The sequence below is a fragment of the Burkholderia sp. BCC0322 genome (assembly GCF_902833045.1).
Lineage (GTDB): Bacteria > Pseudomonadota > Gammaproteobacteria > Burkholderiales > Burkholderiaceae > Burkholderia.
Genome location: NZ_CADFDU010000003.1, coordinates 110,344 through 127,509 on the forward strand (window position 1 = coordinate 110,344; position 17,166 = coordinate 127,509).

14 protein-coding genes are annotated in these 17,166 nt (G+C 66.0%); 7 read left to right on the forward strand and 7 right to left on the reverse strand.

Going from position 1 to position 17,166, the window contains the following annotated elements; translation table 11 throughout:
• Position 1: 1 nt before the first annotated feature.
• On the reverse strand, positions 2-1,066 hold the full coding sequence (locus HWX39_RS10880; RefSeq protein WP_175967887.1) for an acyltransferase: 1,065 nt from the start codon (positions 1,064-1,066) through the stop codon (positions 2-4).
• A 497-nt stretch (positions 1,067-1,563) separates the two neighbouring features.
• On the opposite strand from HWX39_RS10880, the gene HWX39_RS10885 reads away from it, so the two are divergent.
• Genes HWX39_RS10885 through HWX39_RS10895 form a run of 3 tightly spaced genes read left to right on the forward strand, consistent with a single transcriptional unit; the run spans position 1,564 to position 7,708 of the window.
• Positions 1,564-3,756 carry a hypothetical protein gene (locus HWX39_RS10885; RefSeq protein WP_175968512.1) on the forward strand — a complete coding sequence of 731 codons (2,193 nt, stop codon included), beginning with the start codon at positions 1,564-1,566 and terminating at the stop codon, positions 3,754-3,756.
• 26 nt (positions 3,757-3,782) lie between these two features.
• Positions 3,783-5,249 carry a flippase gene (locus tag HWX39_RS10890; RefSeq protein ID WP_175967889.1) on the forward strand — a complete coding sequence of 489 codons (1,467 nt, stop codon included), beginning with the start codon at positions 3,783-3,785 and terminating at the stop codon, positions 5,247-5,249.
• A complete protein-coding gene (locus tag HWX39_RS10895; RefSeq protein ID WP_175967891.1) occupies positions 5,246-7,708 on the forward strand; it encodes a glycosyltransferase family 4 protein in 2,463 nt (820 codons plus the stop codon). Before HWX39_RS10890 ends, HWX39_RS10895 begins: the two co-directional genes overlap by 4 nt.
• A 349-nt stretch (positions 7,709-8,057) precedes the next feature.
• Here HWX39_RS10895 and HWX39_RS10900 read toward each other — a convergent pair whose 3' ends face one another.
• Complete coding sequence (locus HWX39_RS10900) at positions 8,058-9,239, reverse strand: acyltransferase (RefSeq protein ID WP_175967893.1); 1,182 nt, start codon at positions 9,237-9,239, stop codon at positions 8,058-8,060.
• Positions 9,240-9,456: 217 nt separating this feature from the next.
• Here HWX39_RS10900 and HWX39_RS10905 point away from each other — a divergent pair, with 217 nt between their 5' ends.
• Both HWX39_RS10905 and galU read left to right on the forward strand, forming a co-directional pair.
• On the forward strand, positions 9,457-9,600 hold the full coding sequence (locus HWX39_RS10905; RefSeq protein ID WP_175967895.1) for a hypothetical protein: 144 nt from the start codon (positions 9,457-9,459) through the stop codon (positions 9,598-9,600).
• A 230-nt stretch (positions 9,601-9,830) separates the two neighbouring features.
• Positions 9,831-10,718, forward strand: a complete 888-nt coding sequence (gene galU / locus HWX39_RS10910; RefSeq protein ID WP_175967897.1) for a UTP--glucose-1-phosphate uridylyltransferase GalU — start codon at positions 9,831-9,833, stop codon at positions 10,716-10,718.
• Between the two features lie 402 nt (positions 10,719-11,120).
• Here galU and HWX39_RS10915 read toward each other — a convergent pair whose 3' ends face one another.
• A complete protein-coding gene (locus tag HWX39_RS10915) occupies positions 11,121-12,239 on the reverse strand; it encodes an acyltransferase (RefSeq protein WP_175967900.1) in 1,119 nt (372 codons plus the stop codon).
• A gap of 257 nt (positions 12,240-12,496) precedes the next feature.
• Between HWX39_RS10915 and HWX39_RS10920 the strand changes: the two genes are divergently transcribed.
• Complete coding sequence (locus HWX39_RS10920) at positions 12,497-12,946, forward strand: HU family DNA-binding protein (RefSeq protein WP_011355701.1); 450 nt, start codon at positions 12,497-12,499, stop codon at positions 12,944-12,946.
• A 270-nt stretch (positions 12,947-13,216) separates the two neighbouring features.
• Here the strand turns inward: HWX39_RS10920 and HWX39_RS36195 are convergent, their stop codons facing one another.
• Entirely contained in the window at positions 13,217-13,390 is a 174-nt protein-coding gene (locus HWX39_RS36195) for a hypothetical protein (protein ID WP_244134965.1), read from the reverse strand.
• Positions 13,391-13,421: 31 nt separating this feature from the next.
• Between HWX39_RS36195 and HWX39_RS36200 the strand changes: the two genes are divergently transcribed.
• Positions 13,422-13,568, forward strand: a complete 147-nt coding sequence (locus HWX39_RS36200) for a hypothetical protein (protein ID WP_244134966.1) — start codon at positions 13,422-13,424, stop codon at positions 13,566-13,568.
• 91 nt (positions 13,569-13,659) lie between these two features.
• On the opposite strand, the gene HWX39_RS10930 is transcribed toward HWX39_RS36200, so the two are convergent.
• The 3 genes from HWX39_RS10930 to HWX39_RS10940 form a co-directional block, all read right to left on the reverse strand.
• Positions 13,660-14,133 carry a VOC family protein gene (locus HWX39_RS10930; protein ID WP_175967902.1) on the reverse strand — a complete coding sequence of 158 codons (474 nt, stop codon included), beginning with the start codon at positions 14,131-14,133 and terminating at the stop codon, positions 13,660-13,662.
• 390 nt (positions 14,134-14,523) lie between these two features.
• The gene (locus tag HWX39_RS10935; protein ID WP_175967905.1) at positions 14,524-15,684 is read right to left on the reverse strand and encodes a porin; all 1,161 of its coding nucleotides are present in this window, start codon (positions 15,682-15,684) and stop codon (positions 14,524-14,526) included.
• Positions 15,685-16,114: 430 nt separating this feature from the next.
• A complete protein-coding gene (locus tag HWX39_RS10940; protein WP_175967907.1) occupies positions 16,115-17,035 on the reverse strand; it encodes a YihY/virulence factor BrkB family protein in 921 nt (306 codons plus the stop codon).
• Positions 17,036-17,166: the final 131 nt, after the last annotated feature.

Below are 17,166 nucleotides of genomic sequence, written 5' to 3' on the forward strand. Positions count from 1 at the left end.
TTCAGGCGGTCGTGCCGGCGGCGGCCGGCAGCGCGCGGCGTGCGTGGCCGCGCGTCAGGCGCCGTTCGAAGCCGTACCAGCTCAAGGTCGCGTACGCGAGCGTGATCGCGAGCGCCAGCGCCGCCGTGACGAAACGGTTCAGATGCAGCGGCCACAGCGCGTAGAGCACGCTGAGGTGGATCAGGTACACGGTGTAGCTGACGGTGCCCACGTAGACGAGCATCGGGTTCGTCAGCACGCGCTGCACGATGCCGCGGCCGCGCAGTGCGATCACGACGATCGACGTACACAGCAGCAGCGAGATGCTGTAGAGCGCCGCATTCGACAGCGGTGTGTTCGCGGCGCGAAAGCGCGGGAACGACAGGTGCAGCCAGCCGAGGATCGCGAGCGACACGAGCGCGCCGGCGATCGCGAGCGGATAGAACGGCTCCAGCGCGCGCCGGTCGCGGCGCAGCACGATCGCGAGCAGCGCGCCTGCGGCGAGCAGGTCCATCCGGAACGGCGTCAGGTAGTAGATCGGCCAGAACGAGTCGAACCACGGCGTCGCGATCGCGCGCAGCACCGGAGCCGCGACGATCAGCGCGGCGGCGACCCACAGCAGCGCGCGCTCCGAGCACCACAGCACGACGAACGGCCAGAAGATATAGAACTGCTCCTCGACCGCGAGCGACCACAGCACGTTCAGGCTGTCATGGCCGATGCTGCCGAGCGACAGCCCGATGTTGGTCGAGAAGAACGCGAACCACGGCCAGTGCGGCAGCCAGCTCGCGCCGAACAGGATCGTCGACACCAGCAGCAGCAGCGCGTACGGCGGCAGGATGCGGCGCACGCGGCGCGCGTAGAAGTGGCTGAAGTACGACTGCCCGCGCGCCTTGCGATCGAGCAGGATGCCGGTGATCAGCAGGCCGCTCAATACGAAGAACAGGTCGACACCCATCCACAGCGGCGCCTTCAGTGCGTGCTGCAGGAACACGGCACCGACCGCGATCGCACGCAGCCCGTCGAGCTGCACGATGCGGCCGTGTTGCGGCGGGGTGAGGTCCGCGGGTCGCGAGATGCCCGTCATCGCGCCGCTCCTTCGCGACGCGCGGCGTGAGCCGAGGCGTGTCGCACATCCGATGCGTAAACGTGAACGTAATGCATGCCATTAAATGAAATATCGAATCGAAATCGATTCTAGGGAAAAGAAATCGGCAAAAAAACGCGCGTCATTTATCTGGCGACAAACATTCAAATGCCGATTATTTCGGTCGCGCGGTGGAAAGTCGTGCCCGGAAGGCCCCGTCAGACGGCGCGAAGCGGCACTTTCTACGGATCGGAAAACGAAAGGCGGTCGTTATTGCCGTTTTCGAGTGCCTTTCCGCCTCTGTTCCGGTTCGATATGTCACGCGGAAACATCCCCAAATATTTCCAAATTTCTTGTGATTATTTTTGCTTGTAACCTGCATCGCGACGTTTGAAACCCATTTAGCGACAGGGTGCGCCGGCGGCAGTCCGTGGCGGTGCCGGTCGCTGTTGCATCAAGTCTGGAGAAGCGCATTGCGACGTCTGATTCTGGTTGGCATGACGGTATGCGCGACGCTGCTGACGCGCGCCGCACCGGCGGAAACGGTGTTGCCCGCGACGACGTCGTGGATCGGCAATACGTTCGGCTATGGCGACGGCAGCTGGACGCAGATCGACATCCGCGCGATCGCGGTGACGCCCGAAGGCAAGGTGTATACGAATGCGCCGTGGGACGAGAGCGGGGCCGAGGCGAGCGTCTACCAGGACGGGAAGATGCTCGGCTTCGCGGGCGGCACACACGGCTGGGGCAACCTCGGCGGCAGCGCGATCGCCGTCAACAGCAAGTACGCGTACGTCGCGATCGGTGTCGGCAACGAGCGCGGCCACCTGCAGTCGCCCGGCATCTGGCCGGACAAGGGCAAGCAGTGGTTCGGCATCTCGCGCCGCGCGATCGGCGACTTGAAGCAGCCCGCGCCGTTTCGCGCGGCGCCGCAGGTCGCGCCGGGCGGCCGGGCGGACCCCGGCCGCGCGCGGATGGCCGCGAGCTTCATGATGATGAACGAGGTGGTGGCGCCCGCGCGCTCGGAAGTGGGCGAGCAGAAGGCGGAAGTCGGCGGCCTCGCGGCTGACGACAAGACGCTGTTCGCGACGAATCCGTCGCGCGACGCGGTGGACGTGTACGACGCGGAGACGATGCAGCAGAAGGGCACGTGGAGCGCGCACGAGCCGGGCCGCATCGCGCTCGCGGGCGACGGCACGCTGTGGCTGCTCACGGATACGATCAACGGGCCCGCGCACCTGGTGCACGTGCGCGCGGACGGCCGCAAGCTCGACGACGCGCCCGCGCTGCCCGACGGCACCGACGCGGTGGACGTGGCGGTCGACACGAAAGGGCGTGTGCTCGTCGCGGACAACGGGCCGCGCCAGCAGATCCTGATCTTCTCGAAAGGCGGCAAGGGCTATGCGCAGTCGGGCACGCTCGGCGAGCGCGGCGGCATTTTCGCGGGCCCGGTGCCGGGCCGGCCGGGGCCGCAGCGCTTCAACGGGCTGACGGGCGTCGGCGTCGACCGCGCGGGCAACATCTATGTGTCGATGAACGGCATCGGGCCGCGTCACGACACGATCGGCGCAGGGCTCGGCGCGGTGCTCGAAAGCTATACGCCGGACGGCAAGCCGCGCTGGCAGGTGCAGGGGCTGCTGTTCGTCGACGGCGCGTGGCTCGACCCGGCGCGGCCGAACAGCGTGTACACGGGCAACAAGCGCTTCGAGCTCGACCTGTCGAAGCCGCCCGGCCAGGACTGGAAATACGTCGGCTTCCTGTCGAACCGCTTCAAGTATCCGGACGACCCCGTGTTCCACACGGACCAATGGCCGGGCATGCCGATCGCGCGCCGCGTCGACGGCCGCACGTTCCTGTACCTGACCGACATGTACGCCGATCACCTGAAGATCTACCGCTTCGATGCGAAGCGCGATGGCGAAGTCGCGATTCCGTCCGGCCTGATCGCGGGCCGTGCGCGGCCGGTCGACAACGTGCCGAACAAGCCGCCGGGCGGCGACTGGCTGTGGCGCGACGCAAACGGCAATGGCCGGCTGGATGCCGACGAGTTCGAGCTCAACACGACGGGCAAGGCGAAGGCGGGTGGCTGGGGCTGGTGGGTCGACACGAAGGGCGACATCTGGCGCACGAGCGACGTGCGCGGCATCCACCGCTTCCGCTATGGCGGCGTCGACAAGGCCGGCAACCCGATCTACTCGTACGACAAGGTCACGACCTACCCGATGCCGCAGCCGTTCACGCAATTGCGCCGCTCGATCTACGACGCGCAGACGGACACGCTGTACGTGACCGGCTACACGGCCGACGCGCCGCCGCAGCCGGGCATCAACAAGGAAGTCGGCCGCGTGCTGGTGCGCTTCGACAAGTGGTCGACGGGCGCGCCGGTCGTGCGCTACCAAGTCGCGCTGCCGTGGCAACTCGACGCGAAGCCGATCTTCGACCTGATCGGGATCACGGTCGAGGGCCGCTACCTGTTCGGGGTGGAGCCGGTCGGCAAGATCCACGTGTACGACAAGGAAACCGGCAAGGAAGTGGGCGTGATGAGCCCCGGCGCCGAGGTCGGCAAGGCATCCGGCTGGGTCGACGTGCCGTTCGGCATTAGCGCGTTCCGCCGCGAAAACGGCGAGTACCTGGTGTTCGTCGAGGAAGACGCGCGCGGCAAGGTGCTGACGTATCGCTGGAAACCGTGACGGGCGACGTCACACAAGGCACAAGCATGGACAAAGGCATACTCAAGAACGTTTCGATCAACTTCATCGGGCTGATCCTGCCGACCTTCGTGTCGCTGGTCACCGTGCCCGCCTATATCCATGCGCTCGGCGTCGAACGCTATGGCGTCGTCAGCCTCGTGTGGACGCTGATCGGCTATTTCGGGATTCTCGATCTCGGGATGAGCATGGCCGCGCAGAACCACATCTCGAAGGCGCTCGCGAGCGGCAACGCCGACGAAAGCGCGCGCGTGTTCTGGAGCGCGTTCTGGCTGAACCTCGGCACCGGCATCGTGGGCGGGCTGCTGATCTATTTCGGCGCATTCATCTACACCGCGTACTTCACGAAGGTGTCGGCGGCGATGCAGCACGAGGTGTATCTCGCGCTGCCGTGGCTCGCGCTCGCGATTCCGCTGGCGAACGTGTCGTGGGTGTTCGCCGGCGCGATCAACGGCGCCGAACGCTTCGGCGTGTTCAACACGAACCAGACGATCGGCACGTTCCTGTTCCAGCTGCTGCCGCTCGGCGCCGCGTGGTGGATCGCGCCGAACCTGCAGACGGTGCTCGCCGCGGCAGTCGTCGCGCGCCTGATCGCGGCGGTGATGCTCGGCCACGCCAGCATCAAGGTGCTCGGCATCCGGCGCATCGATCCGCCGCAGTGGGGCACCGCGAAAGGGCTGTTCAACTTCGGCGGCTGGATGCTGATCGCGAGCACGACGAGCATGATCGCCGACACGCTCGACCGCGTGATGCTCGGTGCGGGGATGGGGGCAAAGTTCGTCACTTACTACACGGTGCCGCAGAACCTCGTCACGCGCCTGAACATGCTGCCCAACGCGCTCGTGCGCACGCTGTTCCCGCGCCTGTCGGCGGTGGGCCGCGACCATGCGGACACGCTCGCGCGCCAGTCGCTCGAATTCCTGAACGGCGTGTTCACGCCGGTCGGCATCGTCGCGATCTTCGCGCTCGCGCCGTTCCTCACGCTGTGGGTCGGCGCAGATCTCGCCGCGCATTCGGCGCCGGTCGGCCGCGTGCTGGTGATCAGCGTGTGGCTCGTCGGCCAGGCGAGCGTCACGCGAATCCTGATCCAGTCGCAGGTCAACCCGGCCCGCGCGGCGTTCGCCGGGCTCGTCGAGATGCCGTTCTTCGTCGGTGGCCTGTGGTTCGGCATTCATCACTTCGGGCTGATCGGTGCGGCGGTGGTGGTTGCCGCGCGTGCGCTCGTCGACTACGGCGTGCTGCTGTACCTGTCGGCGATCCGGATGCGCGCGATCGTGCTCGACATGCTCGCGCACCTGGCCTTCCTGCTCGCGAGCCTGTTTCTGGCGCAGGCGTGGCCGGGGCTCGTCGAGTCGATCGGCCTGTGCGCGGCCGTGCTGCTGCTGAATCTTGCGTGGTCGTTCACGATGACGCCGGGGTTGCGTGCGCTCGTGCGCGACCTGTTCGTCCGTCTCAATGCGAGGAGAACCGTATGAATCGCGATCTGGCGGAACACGCCGTGTTGAATCTCGCCACCGCCGATGCGGCCGTGGCCGAAGCGGGCGATGCCGCCGTGCTGCGCCGGTCCGCGCCGGCCGAACGCGCCGGCGCGCGCCATGCGTCGCGCGCGCTGCGCGTGGCGATTGTCCACGACTGGCTCGTCACCTATGCAGGCGCCGAGCGCGTGCTCGAGCAGATCGTCGCGTGTTTTCCGGACGCGGACCTGTTCAGCCTCGTCGACTTCCTCGACGATCGGGCGTTCGTGCGCGGCAAGCCGGTGACGACGACGTTCATCCAGAAGCTGCCGTTCGCGCGCACCAAGTACCGCAGCTACCTGCCGCTGATGCCGCTCGCGATCGAGCAGCTCGACGTGTCCGAGTACGACCTCGTGATTTCGAGCAGCCACGCGGTCGCGAAGGGCGTGCTGACGGGGCCGGACCAGGTGCACATCAGCTACGTGCATTCGCCGATCCGCTATGCGTGGGATCTGCAGCACCAGTACCTGGAACAGTCGAACCTCACGCACGGGCCGAAATCGCTGCTCGCACGGATGATCCTGCATTACATCCGCAACTGGGACACGCGCACCGCGAACGCGGTGGACGGCTTCGTCGCGAACTCCGCGTTCATCGCGCGGCGCATCAAGAAGGTCTACCACCGCGACGCGGCGGTGATCTTCCCGCCGGTCGATGTCGACGCGTTTTCGCTGAACGCGCAGAAGGAGGATTTCTACCTGACCGCGTCGCGGATGGTGCCGTACAAGAAGATCGACCTGATCGTCGACGCGTTCTCGCGGACGCCCGAGCGCAAGCTCGTCGTGATCGGCGACGGCCCCGAGATGCAGAAGATCCGGGCGAAGGCCGGCCCGAACGTCGAGATCATGGGCTACCAGCCGTTCGCGGTGCTGCACGACCGGATGCGCCGCGCGAAGGCGTTCGTGTTCGCTGCCGAGGAGGATTTCGGGATCTCGGTGGTCGAGGCGCAGGCGTGCGGCACGCCGGTGATCGCGTACGGCAAGGGCGGCGCGCTCGAAACCGTGCTCGACCCGCAATCGAGCCTGAATCCGACCGGGCTCTTTTTCGACGAACAGACGCCGCACGCGATCGTCGCGGCCGTCGACGATTTCGAGCGTGCGCCGCAGCGCTTCACGCCGGACGCCTGCCGCGCGAACGCGGAGCGATTCTCCGCCGATACGTTCCGGCGGCGCTTTCTCGACTATGTCGAAGCCGCGCTGCCTGGCTCGACCGCGCAGCGTGGTACGGCCATCGCGCCGATGCCGGCCCCGCGCGGCCCGGCGACGCTCGTGCTCGACCAGAGCGGCGTGCTGGGCGGCGCCGAGCTGTCGCTGCTCGAGATCATGAAGCACACGCGCGCGAACGCCGATGTCCTGCTGTTCGACGACGGCCCGTTCCGTGCGGCGCTCGACGAGATCGGCGCGCGCGTCGACGTGGTCGACCAGGGGGCGCTCGCGGGTGTGCGCAAGCAGGGCGGCGTGTCGGTCGGCGCGGTGAAACAGCTCGTGCGGCTGGTGCGCGACGTCGCGCGCCGCGCACGCCGTGCCGAGGTGATCTACGCGAACACGCAGCGCGCGATGGTGGTCGCCGCGCTGGCCGGGCGGCTTGCGCGCAAGCCGGTGGTGTGGCACCTGCGCGACATCGTCAGCACCGACCATTTCGGCAGCAAGCAACTGCTGGCGATCAAGTACTGCGCGCGGCTCGGCGTCACGCGCGTGATCGCGAATTCGGATGCGTCTGCGCAGGCGTTCCGTAAGCTGACGGGCTTCACGCCGCAGCACGTCGACGTCGTGTTCAACGGTATTTCGGCCGAGCCGTTCGATGCGCTGGAAGGCGTCAGCCAGGCCGCGCTGCGCGCGCGGCTGGGGTTGCCCGAGCACGCATGGCTCGTCGGCTCGTTCAGCCGCCTCGCGCACTGGAAGGGGCAGCACGTGCTGCTGGAGGCCGCTGCGCGGCATCCCGACATGCACGTGGTGCTGGTCGGCGCACCGCTGTTCGGCGAGGACGAATACGCCGCGCAGCTGCATGAATACGTTGCCCGGCACGGGATGGACGCGCGCGTGCATTTCCTCGGGTTCCAGCGCGACGTGGCCGCGTGCATGACGGCGGTCGATGTCGTTGCGCACACGTCGATCACGCCCGAGCCGTTCGGGCGCGTGATCGTCGAGGGGATGCTCGCGCGGCGGCCGGTCGTCGCGGCTCGCGCGGGCGGTGTCGTCGAGATCATCGAGGACGGCGACAACGGGCTGCTCTGCGCGCCGGGCGACGCGACCGCACTGGCCGATGCGCTGGATACGCTGAAGCGCGACGGTGCGCTGCGCGAGCGGCTCGTCGCGAGCGGGCGTGCGACGGCGGTGCGCCGGTTCGGCACCGAAACGTATGTGGAGCGGGTGGAGAAGATCCTCGCGGATACGGCGAAGGCCGCGAGGGCGAAGCAATAGTAATCGGCGCGAGCCGGCGGGAAACGAGCCCTCATGCGGCGGTGTGCTGCGTGGGGGCTTTGTTTGTCAGCGTCGGGGGCCTTTGCCGGGCGGGTTGTTATGCGCTGTGTACGGTGCGCGTTTGGCCGCTCGTCTATCGGGAGGGAGTGGTGGGTGACGCCAGAAGGCTGCGCCCAGACAGTCCCGGTGATGAAAGTCGGTCGAGGACGGCTCATGCGGGCCGTAGCGCGGCCCGACGCCGAGAGGCTGGCCCACCCTGCCAACGCGCCGTGCCAACCCGCTCAAGCCGTGAAAAAGCCCCCGCGCAGCGGGACGCCGCGCAGGGGCTCGGGAAAGCGGACCTTCCGGGTCAGACTGCTCGTTCGGGCGCCGGCGTGACGACCCGGGCGGGGCGGGCCGGCCTGAAGCTGGCCGACCACGTCATCGCGGGCCGTTCGAACGTCCGGTAGAACACGTACGCGACTGGGATCGCGGCAGCCATGAACGCGAACGACGGCCAGATCGACAACTGCAGCTCGGAATGGAACAGCACCGAGCCGAGGCAGACGAACAGCGGCAAGTGGATCAGGTACAGCGAGTAACTGAAGTCGCCGAACCAGCTCAGCACGCGCAGCGGCGGCGTCGGGTGCGGCGGGCGGGCGAGCGCACGGTACAGGAAGCATGCGAAGCCGGCCGACCACAGCTGGAACGCGCCGTACTGGCCGTAATGGAACGCGCCGCAGCCGGCGGCCAGCAGCACCGCTGCCGCGCCGTACCACGCACGCGACGGCACGGTGGCCGCGCCGCCGCCGCGCGCCTGCTGCGCACGCACGTCGGCGATCCACGCGCCGATCGTCCAGGACAGCCAGTACGACGTGAAGAACTGCAGATCGTGCCGTTCGAGCAACCACGCCGACGCGACGTTGACGAGCGCGACCGCGGCCACGACCGCTGGCATGCCGATGCGCCGGCGCAGCGCGAACAGCAGCGGGTAGATCGCGTAGAACTGCACTTCGAGCGACAGCGTCCACAGCGCGCCGTTCGACCCGTACGTGTAGCCGGCGACGCCCTGCACCGAGCACAGGTTCACGAGGAACGCGACGAGGCCGACGTCACGGATCTTGTGGCTGACAGGTTCGATCTGCAGGCTGAGCGAGTCGAGCGCGAGCGTGAACAGCAGCGCGGCGAGCAGCACCGGGTAGATGCGCGCGAACCGGCGCACCCAGAAGTTCGGCGCGTCGAGCCGGTACGCGGGATCGGCCGCGAGCTTGAGCGCCGCGTTGCGGTGGATGCAGTAGCCGCTGATCACGAAGAAGATCGGCACGCCGGCGGAGCCCCACGCGAACGGGAAGGTCAGGTAGCCGGCGATCGCGCTCGGGCTGAGCGCATGGCCGTAAGCGTGATGGAAGCTTTGCATGCCGACCCAGACGACCTGCCGGCAGTGGAAATAGGCGACGAGCAGCGCCGCGAAGCCGCGCATCGCGTCGATCACGTGTTCCTTGTGATCGGCGACGGGCGGCGCGGCCAGAGACGATCCGCTGAAAGCTTGCATGCGATTCGATTCCTTGCGACGGATGGACGGGAAGTTTCATCCAATCGTAATGCGCAAGAATTCGATCAATGAATAAAAAAATCTCGCCGGGAAATATCGGAATTCCACATCATGGTCTCATCGCGTTCGGAAAACGGTCCCACGAGGCAGGTCAATTATTTACCGATTTTTTTCTGATAATTTGAAGCTCCAGTTGATTGATGCAAGGAGCGGCAAGATGGACATGCATTGGATCGCAAGCGCTGCAGTACTGCTGGTCATGGCCATGCTGTCGGCGTACCGCGAGGCGCTGAAGAACGAGCCGATTCGCCCGGGGCTCGAACGGGGCGGCGTGCCCTATATCGAGGAATTCGAGTCGTAAGAATTTGTATCTGGAAAATCGGTAATTTGTTTCTGCTTCGGCACTCGGTTCGGCAATATCGACCGGGTTGAAAGGATTATATTTTTTCCGGAATCATTGGGCAATCAGTCCATATCGAAAATGAGCGGAGTCGAATTGGCAGTGCCGTCGATTGTCGATATGCCGTTCGGAACACAATCGCGCCGGGTCCCGGGTCGACGCGGCGCAGTCAACGCAATCAGGATGCGAACATGTTGAAAGTCACCAAGGCCGTGTTCCCCGTTGCCGGTCTCGGCACGCGGTTCCTCCCGGCAACGAAGGCGAGCCCGAAGGAAATGCTGCCCGTCGTCGACAAGCCGTTGATCCAGTACGCGGTCGAGGAAGCGATCAACGCAGGTATCACCGAGATGATCTTCGTCACCGGGCGCAGCAAGCGCGCGATCGAGGATCACTTCGACAAGTCGTACGAGATCGAGGCCGAGCTCGAGGCGCGCGGCAAGGAAAAGCTGCTCGAACTCGTGCGCGGCATCAAGCCGAGCCACGTCAACTGCTTCTACGTGCGCCAGCCGGAAGCGCTCGGTCTCGGCCATGCGGTGCTGTGCGCGGAAAAACTCGTGCACGGCGAGCCGTTCGCGGTGATCCTCGCCGACGACCTGCTGCACGGCGAGCAGCCGGTGCTCAAGCAGCTCGTCGACGTGTTCGACCACTATCACAGCTCGGTGATCGGGGTCGAGACGATCGCACGCGACGACAGCCGCTCGTACGGCGTCGTCGAAGGCCGCGAATGGGAAGAGGACATCATCAAGCTGTCGGGCATCATCGAGAAGCCGGCTCCCGAAGATGCGCCGTCGAATCTCGGCGTGGTCGGGCGCTACGTGTTCATGCCGACGATCTTCGATCACCTGCGCAAGCTCAAGCCGGGCGCAGGCGGCGAACTGCAACTGACCGATGCCGTGCAGACGCTGCTCGCGAACGAGCAGGTGCTCGCATATCGCTACTACGGCACGCGCTTCGACTGCGGCAGCAAGATCGGCTATCTCAAGGCAACCGTCGAGCTCGCGCTCCAGCATCCGGAAGTGAGCCGCGAATTCGAGGCGTACCTGCGTACCTGCTTGCCCGCGCTGGCTGCTGTCGCGTAAGCAGCCCCGCGCTCCGTTGTTTCAGGTGGTGGTTGTTCCGTTGGCCCCGGCCGCTCAGGCGCCGGGGCTTTTTTGCATGGACAGGCACGCGGTTGCGCGATCGTGGTGCGTGCCGTCGGCGTGTGTGTCGTGGCGGACCGGCTTCGAGAGTGGTGCCGCGTGCGGAGCGGGGCGCTTCGACACGAACGGGCGTCACGCTTGAAACCGGTGCCGCAGCGGGCGTCTGGGCGACCGGATCGGCGATTCGGTAGCGCGACGTACATCGACGTTTGTGACCGTACCGGTTCTGCCGGCGCCGGTCGCCGAAGCGACGCGGCGACGCCTCGCTCATCGAGTGTCAGCTCCCGGTTGTGGCCTGAATCGCGGCTTCTACGTTCGATCGTCGCCGCATCCGTACTGCGTTCAACGTGCCGACGTGCCCGGCCGCGCGACGAAATGCCGGGCCAGCATCACGGCGACCGGCTTCTTGAAATCGAGCAGCCGTTTTTCGAGATAGCGCCAGGACAGGTGCGCGAGCAGCACGGCGAGCGCGAACTGCAGCATCTCGGGTAGCGTGTCGCGGACGATTTCCGGTATGGCCACCTGCGCGACGTGCGCAGGCAGCACGCCGAAACGCGCCGGAATCAGGTTGTGGAACAGGTAGAAGCCGTAGCTGATCGTGCCGAGATAGGCGAGCGGCGCCCAGTCGAGCCGCGCCACGACCGGATGCTCGGGTTTGCTGACGATCCACAGCAGCAGCGCGCCGAGCGAGGCGGACAGGCCGAGATCCGCGAGCCCCGCGATCGCGCCGGGCAAGGTCGTGCAAGCCGGCAGCACGACGAAGAACAGGACGCCTGCGGCGCCGAGCCAGCCGGGCGCAACGCGGCGCACGGCGGCCGCACCGCGATCGGCGAGCACGATCGCGCCGACGCCGCCAAGCGCAATCAGCGCGAAATTCCACGGCGAAAATGCGTAGATCAGCACCGGCGACGCGTCGCACAGGTAGAGCGCGAGATGCGTGAGCGCGCACAGCACGACGGCCGCGATGCCGAGCGCGACGTGTCGCGCGGCCGGCACCGCGAGCAGCGCGAGCGGCGCAATCAGATAGAACTGCTGTTCAACTGCGAGGCTCCAGAAGTGCGACGTGGAGCCCGGCCAGCCGTCCTTGACGACGCCGATCCAGTAATTCGACAGGAACACCGCGTGCCACGCGAGTCCGAGATTGACGCCGCGCTGGTAGAACAGCGCGTGCGCGATCGCGAGCGCGGCGAGCAGCAGGTAATAGACGGGAAAGATCCGCAGCGCGCGTTTCGCGAGGAACAGCGCGAGCGCATGGCGGCGCGTCATGGCGCCGCGCTCGACCGCCTGGCGGTTGCGATGCAGCTCGCCGACGATCAGGAATCCGCTGATGAGGAAAAACGTCCACACGCCCAGCTTGCCGAGGTCGACGGCAAGGACGTGGCCCTTGTGGGACAGGAAAACGAGGATGACGGCGAGGGCTCGCAGGCCGTCGAGTCCTTTGACGTATCTGGCTTCGCGCATGGCGGCATCCGGGCATTGAGCGAGCCCAGTATAGGTGCGCAAATATCGAACGTAATTCGCGTTCGGCTGCCTACGTGAAGGCGTTTTTCGATGCTGGAGCGTCGATGCAATCGGCCGCATGCAAAAAAACCTGCGGGAAACCCCGCGAAAACGCATAAAAGTACTGCACGAAGCGTCAAGGCGCTTGTAGAATCCGGCGTTGAAGCGCGCGCGTTGCACGCTTCGTGTATCCAACGACCACACCTGGTAGGAGAAACATGGCGACTTCCGCTAAAAAGGTGGCCAAAAAGGCTGCCGCACCGGCCACCAAGAAAGTGGCTGCCAAAAAGGCTGCGCCCGCGAAGAAAGTAGTGGCCAAGAAGGTTGTCGCGAAGGCGGCACCGGCCGCTCCGACGCCGCTGAAGGACAAGTTCACGAAGGCATCGCTCGCAACGCACATCGCTGAGCGCGCAGCTGTCGAAGTGAAGGCGGTCAAGGCAGTGCTCGTCGCACTCGAGAACGTCGTGCTGGGCTCGGTCCACAAGAAGGGCGCGGGCGAGTTCACGCTGCCGGGTCTGCTGAAGATCACGGCACAAGTCGTGCCGGCGAAGAAGAAGCGCTTCGGCAAGGATCCGTTCACGGGCGAAGAGCGTTGGTTCCCGGCGAAGCCGGCCAGCGTGCGCGTGAAGGCACGTGCGCTGAAGAAGCTGAAGGACGCGGCGGCGTAATGCCGCGCGACGGCTGCCGAATGCATGTCGGCAGCCGTCGCGATGTCCGACGATCCCCGTACGCGAAAGCGTGCGGGGATTTTTATTGCGCTGCGCAAATCGCGCGGCAGCGAAGCAGCGATATGGCGGAAGGGCCGGCTCGACGCGTGACGTACTCCGGAAGACGCGCCGCGCACGCGCGATGACGAGCGGCAATCCGCTTGCGCGTTTGCAGCGGATCCGCCGCTGACCGTCGCGCTCGCTGCGCCGGTTGCGTGCGCAGCGCGAGGGTCACGCATCGCGACCGAAGCCATTCCCGACGAAATCGCAGCCCAGGTCCGCCGCGGCGTGCGACGCGATCGCGCGGCATCTCGGCGCGACGCTGAAGGCGATCCACCTGTTCGAATCGGCGCTCGACGGCGGGCTGAAACCGTGCAGCGCCGCGACCGGCAGGATCGCATCCAAGGACGTCGCCGCGACATGGATACTGGAACGCTTGCCGGAAACATATCGGCCGGTTGTCGCGGCGGTGCGCGCCGCTTGTCTCGGCGGCGAGGACGATGTGGCGATCCTGTCGGGTGACCCCCTTGCCGCATTCATCGGCTACACGCGGCGAACGGTCGAATCGATGCTGTCGCCGTAGCGGCAGATGCCGCGCACGCATGCGGTCGAGCCGGATGCCTGCCGGCGATCCGGCGCGTCATCGCGCACGCGCTGTGCGGCGGGCTGCTTCGTCAGCCCGCCGTGCCGGCATAGGCGGCTTTCAGCGCGGCGTCGTCGAGCTTGACCATCTGCATCATCGCGGCGGCCACGCGCGTGGCCTTGACGGTGTCCCGGTCGGACATCATCGGGATCAGCGCTTCCGGAACGATCTGCCACGAGACGCCGTAGCGGTCTCTCAGCCAGCCGCAGGCGTCGGCCGTGCCGCCGTTGTCGAGCAGGGCGTTCCAGTAGCGGTCGAGCTCCGCCTGGTCGGCGCAGCTGACCAGCAGCGAGATCGCATGGTTGAACGTGTCGGTGCGCGGGTGGCTCATCGCGAAGAACGGTTGCCCGAACAGCTCGAACTCGACCATCCGCGTGCCGTCGGTGCCGGGCACCGCGGTGACGCGCACGATGCGCGAATCCGGAAAGATGCCCGCATAGAAGGCTGCGGCTTCTTCGGCTTCCGCCGCGTACCAGAGGAAGGGCGTGATCTTCTGAATCGTCATGGCGTATCTCCTGTCTGCATTGGCCGGGGCGCAAATCGCGTGCCGACCTCGATACGACGGATGAAGACCGCCGAAATCGACACGCCGGGGCAAGCGGCCGTTGCACCGGATCCGTGGCGCCGATAGTGCGGATCGTCGTCGTCCGGCGTGCACACGGCGAGACGCTCTTGCGTCAGGAAATCGCGTTTCCGGCGTATTGCAGCCGCCAGGCGCCGCTGCCGGCCGGCTGAAGTGCCTCGGGGTGCCCGGGTATCGGCCGTCGGCGGGAGCGGGCCGTGCCGGGCCGCCGGCGACGGACGAAAAAAAGCCAGCCATGGCCGAAACCGATGACTGGCTTTCCAGTTCGGCGGCAAGGCGTCGGAGACGCCATGCACGCCGGGTACGTCGTTTTTAGAACTTGTGGCGCAGGCCGAGGGCGACCAGCTCTTGCGAGCTCTTGCCGGCGATACCGTACGAGCCGATCGATGCTTGCGCATCGCTGCCGTCCGCGTTCTTGCCGCTTGCGTGCTGGTACGCGCCAACCAGGTAGACGTCCGTGCGCTTCGACAGCGAGTAATCCGCGCCGAGCGAAACCTGATGGTACTTGGCGTTGTTGTCGCCGCTACCCTTCGTGTAGATGTAGCCGAGGCCCAGCAGCAGCGGTGCCGATGCCTGGTACGTGACGAATCCGCGACCCGTGTTGTACTTCTGGTTCGTGCCGAACGTCGACGCGCCGTCAGCCTTGTACTGGGCGTTGCTGTAGCCGGCACCGACCGTCACCGGGCCGAATGCGTACTGGGCGGCCACTTGCGCGATGCCGATCGACGTCGACGACGTGAACGCGTTGTTGATGAAGGTCGTGCCGGTGTCGCCGTCGAAGATTGCGTCCGACGTACCGGTCCAGCCGCCGCGCTTGCCAGCCGTGAGCGCCGATGCGTTGTTCGCGTGGAAGTAACCTGCAGCCACGCCGAGCGGGCCGTTGTTGTAGGCTGCTGCGGCGGCCCACGTCTGACCCTTGCCGGTCGAGCCGGCGACGCCGCCGAGAGCGTACATGCCTTCGAACTGGAGGCCGGCGAACACCGGCGACGTGTACTTGATTGCGTTGCTGACGCGCAGGCTGTTGTCGTTGTTGTCGACGTCGCCCGGCGTGGCGAACACGCTGCCGAAGTAGTTGTCAGCCGTGACTGCCTGAACCAGGTCGACGAGCGGGTCATACTGACGACCCAGCGTCAGCGTGCCGTACTGGCTGCTTTCCAGGCCGACGAATGCCTGGCGGCCGAACATGCGACCACCCTGACCCAGTGCGCCCGATGCCGAGTTGAAGCCGTTTTCCAACTGGAAGATCGCCTTCAGGCCACCACCGAGGTCTTCGGAACCCTTCAGGCCGAAACGGCTGCCTTGCAGGTTGCCGCTACCCATCGACCACGAATTGTTGCCTTGACCTGCGTTACCGTGAACATAGGTGATCGACGTGTCGATCACGCCGTACAGCGTCACGCTCGACTGTGCCTGAGCAGCGCCGGCGGCGCCCAGCAGGGCGAGCGAGAGGGTCGAGAGAGCAAGTTTCTTCATCGTTGAGTTTCTCCACGCAAGTGATTCATCGTTATTTGTTGCGGATTGGAGAATAGCTCAGTGCCATCGACGCAAGAAAGCTTAAAAAATAAAGTGTCTCGAAAAGGTAACAGCACCAAAAAGTCCATATATATCAAGCACATCAACAACTGTTCCTGTTTTTGAAATAGTTGACAATTGATACCGGGCGATTGTTTCAGTGTGTGATGCACACCGAGGTGGACGCCCCGTTTCGGCTGGTTGGAGCACCGAAATGAGCGCTTGCAAACGTTTGCCGTTGCAGCCGCGAACGTGCCGGCGTGCAACGGACGCGCCCGCGCCGCGCGAATGCGCGGCGGACAGCGGGGTTGCGGGAGTCGCGCGGGCGTGCAGGAGGCAATTTCGCTGCGCGCGAGGCGCTGCGCGCGCCGCATTTCGGAGACGTGGCGGATCAGTCGCCGCGCGCGCGTTCGGTTTGAGCGGATTCGGCCGATGCGATGCCGGCAAGCCGATGCGCGTCGCCGCGGGCTGCCGCGAATTCCGCGCCGAGCAGCAGCACGATCGCGGAGAAGTACAACCACATCAACAGGACCGCGAACGATCCGGCTGCGCCGAATGCACTGGCTGTGCCCGCATGCGCGAGGTACAGCGCGAACAGCTTCTTGCCGCCGGAGAACAGGATCGCGGACACGACGCCGCCGACCGCGGCGTCGCGCCACGCGACGCGCGCGTCGGGCAGGAACTTCATCAGCGCGGCGAATGCGGCCGCGAGCACCGCGATGCCGACGAAGAATTGCACGACGTTCGTGACGACGACATACGGCGAATCGCCCAGCAGCCAGGTGCCGACGAACGTGATCGCGGTGTCGAGCACGAGCGACACGATCAGGAGGAACGCGACGCCAAGCACGAGCCCGAACGAAATCAGCCGCACGCGCACCAGCCCAAGCATGCTCGACCAGCGGTTTTCGGTGGCCGGCCAGATCACGCTGAGCGCGGCGCTGAGCGACGCGAAGGTGGCCGACGCACCGATCGCGAGCGCGGCGAACGAGATCAGTGTCGCGAGGCCGCCGCGCTCGCCTGCGCGATGCGCGTTCTGCACGATCGTCTGGATGCTGGCCGCCGCGTCGTCCCCGATCAACTGGTGCGCCTGTTCGAATACCTGGCCGCGCGCGGCGTCGTCGCCGTAGAACCAGCCGGCGACCGCGATCACCATCACGAGCATCGGCGCAAGCGAGAATGCGGAGAAGAACGCGATGCCCGCGGCCATCGCGGAGCAGCGGTCGGACGAGAAGCGCTTGAACGCGGTGAGGGCCCAGTTGGCCTGCTGTTGGGCGAGACGGGTCGCCTCGGTGGTGAGCTGTCGTTTCATGAAATATCGGTCGAGATGCCGTGCGGCGGTCACCGTTGGTAATCGGACAATTCTGAATTGATCCGAAGAATCGAACATAGTTGCGTGGACTGTCTATAATTCCTTACAGTTTCCCCACCCCCACAATAACG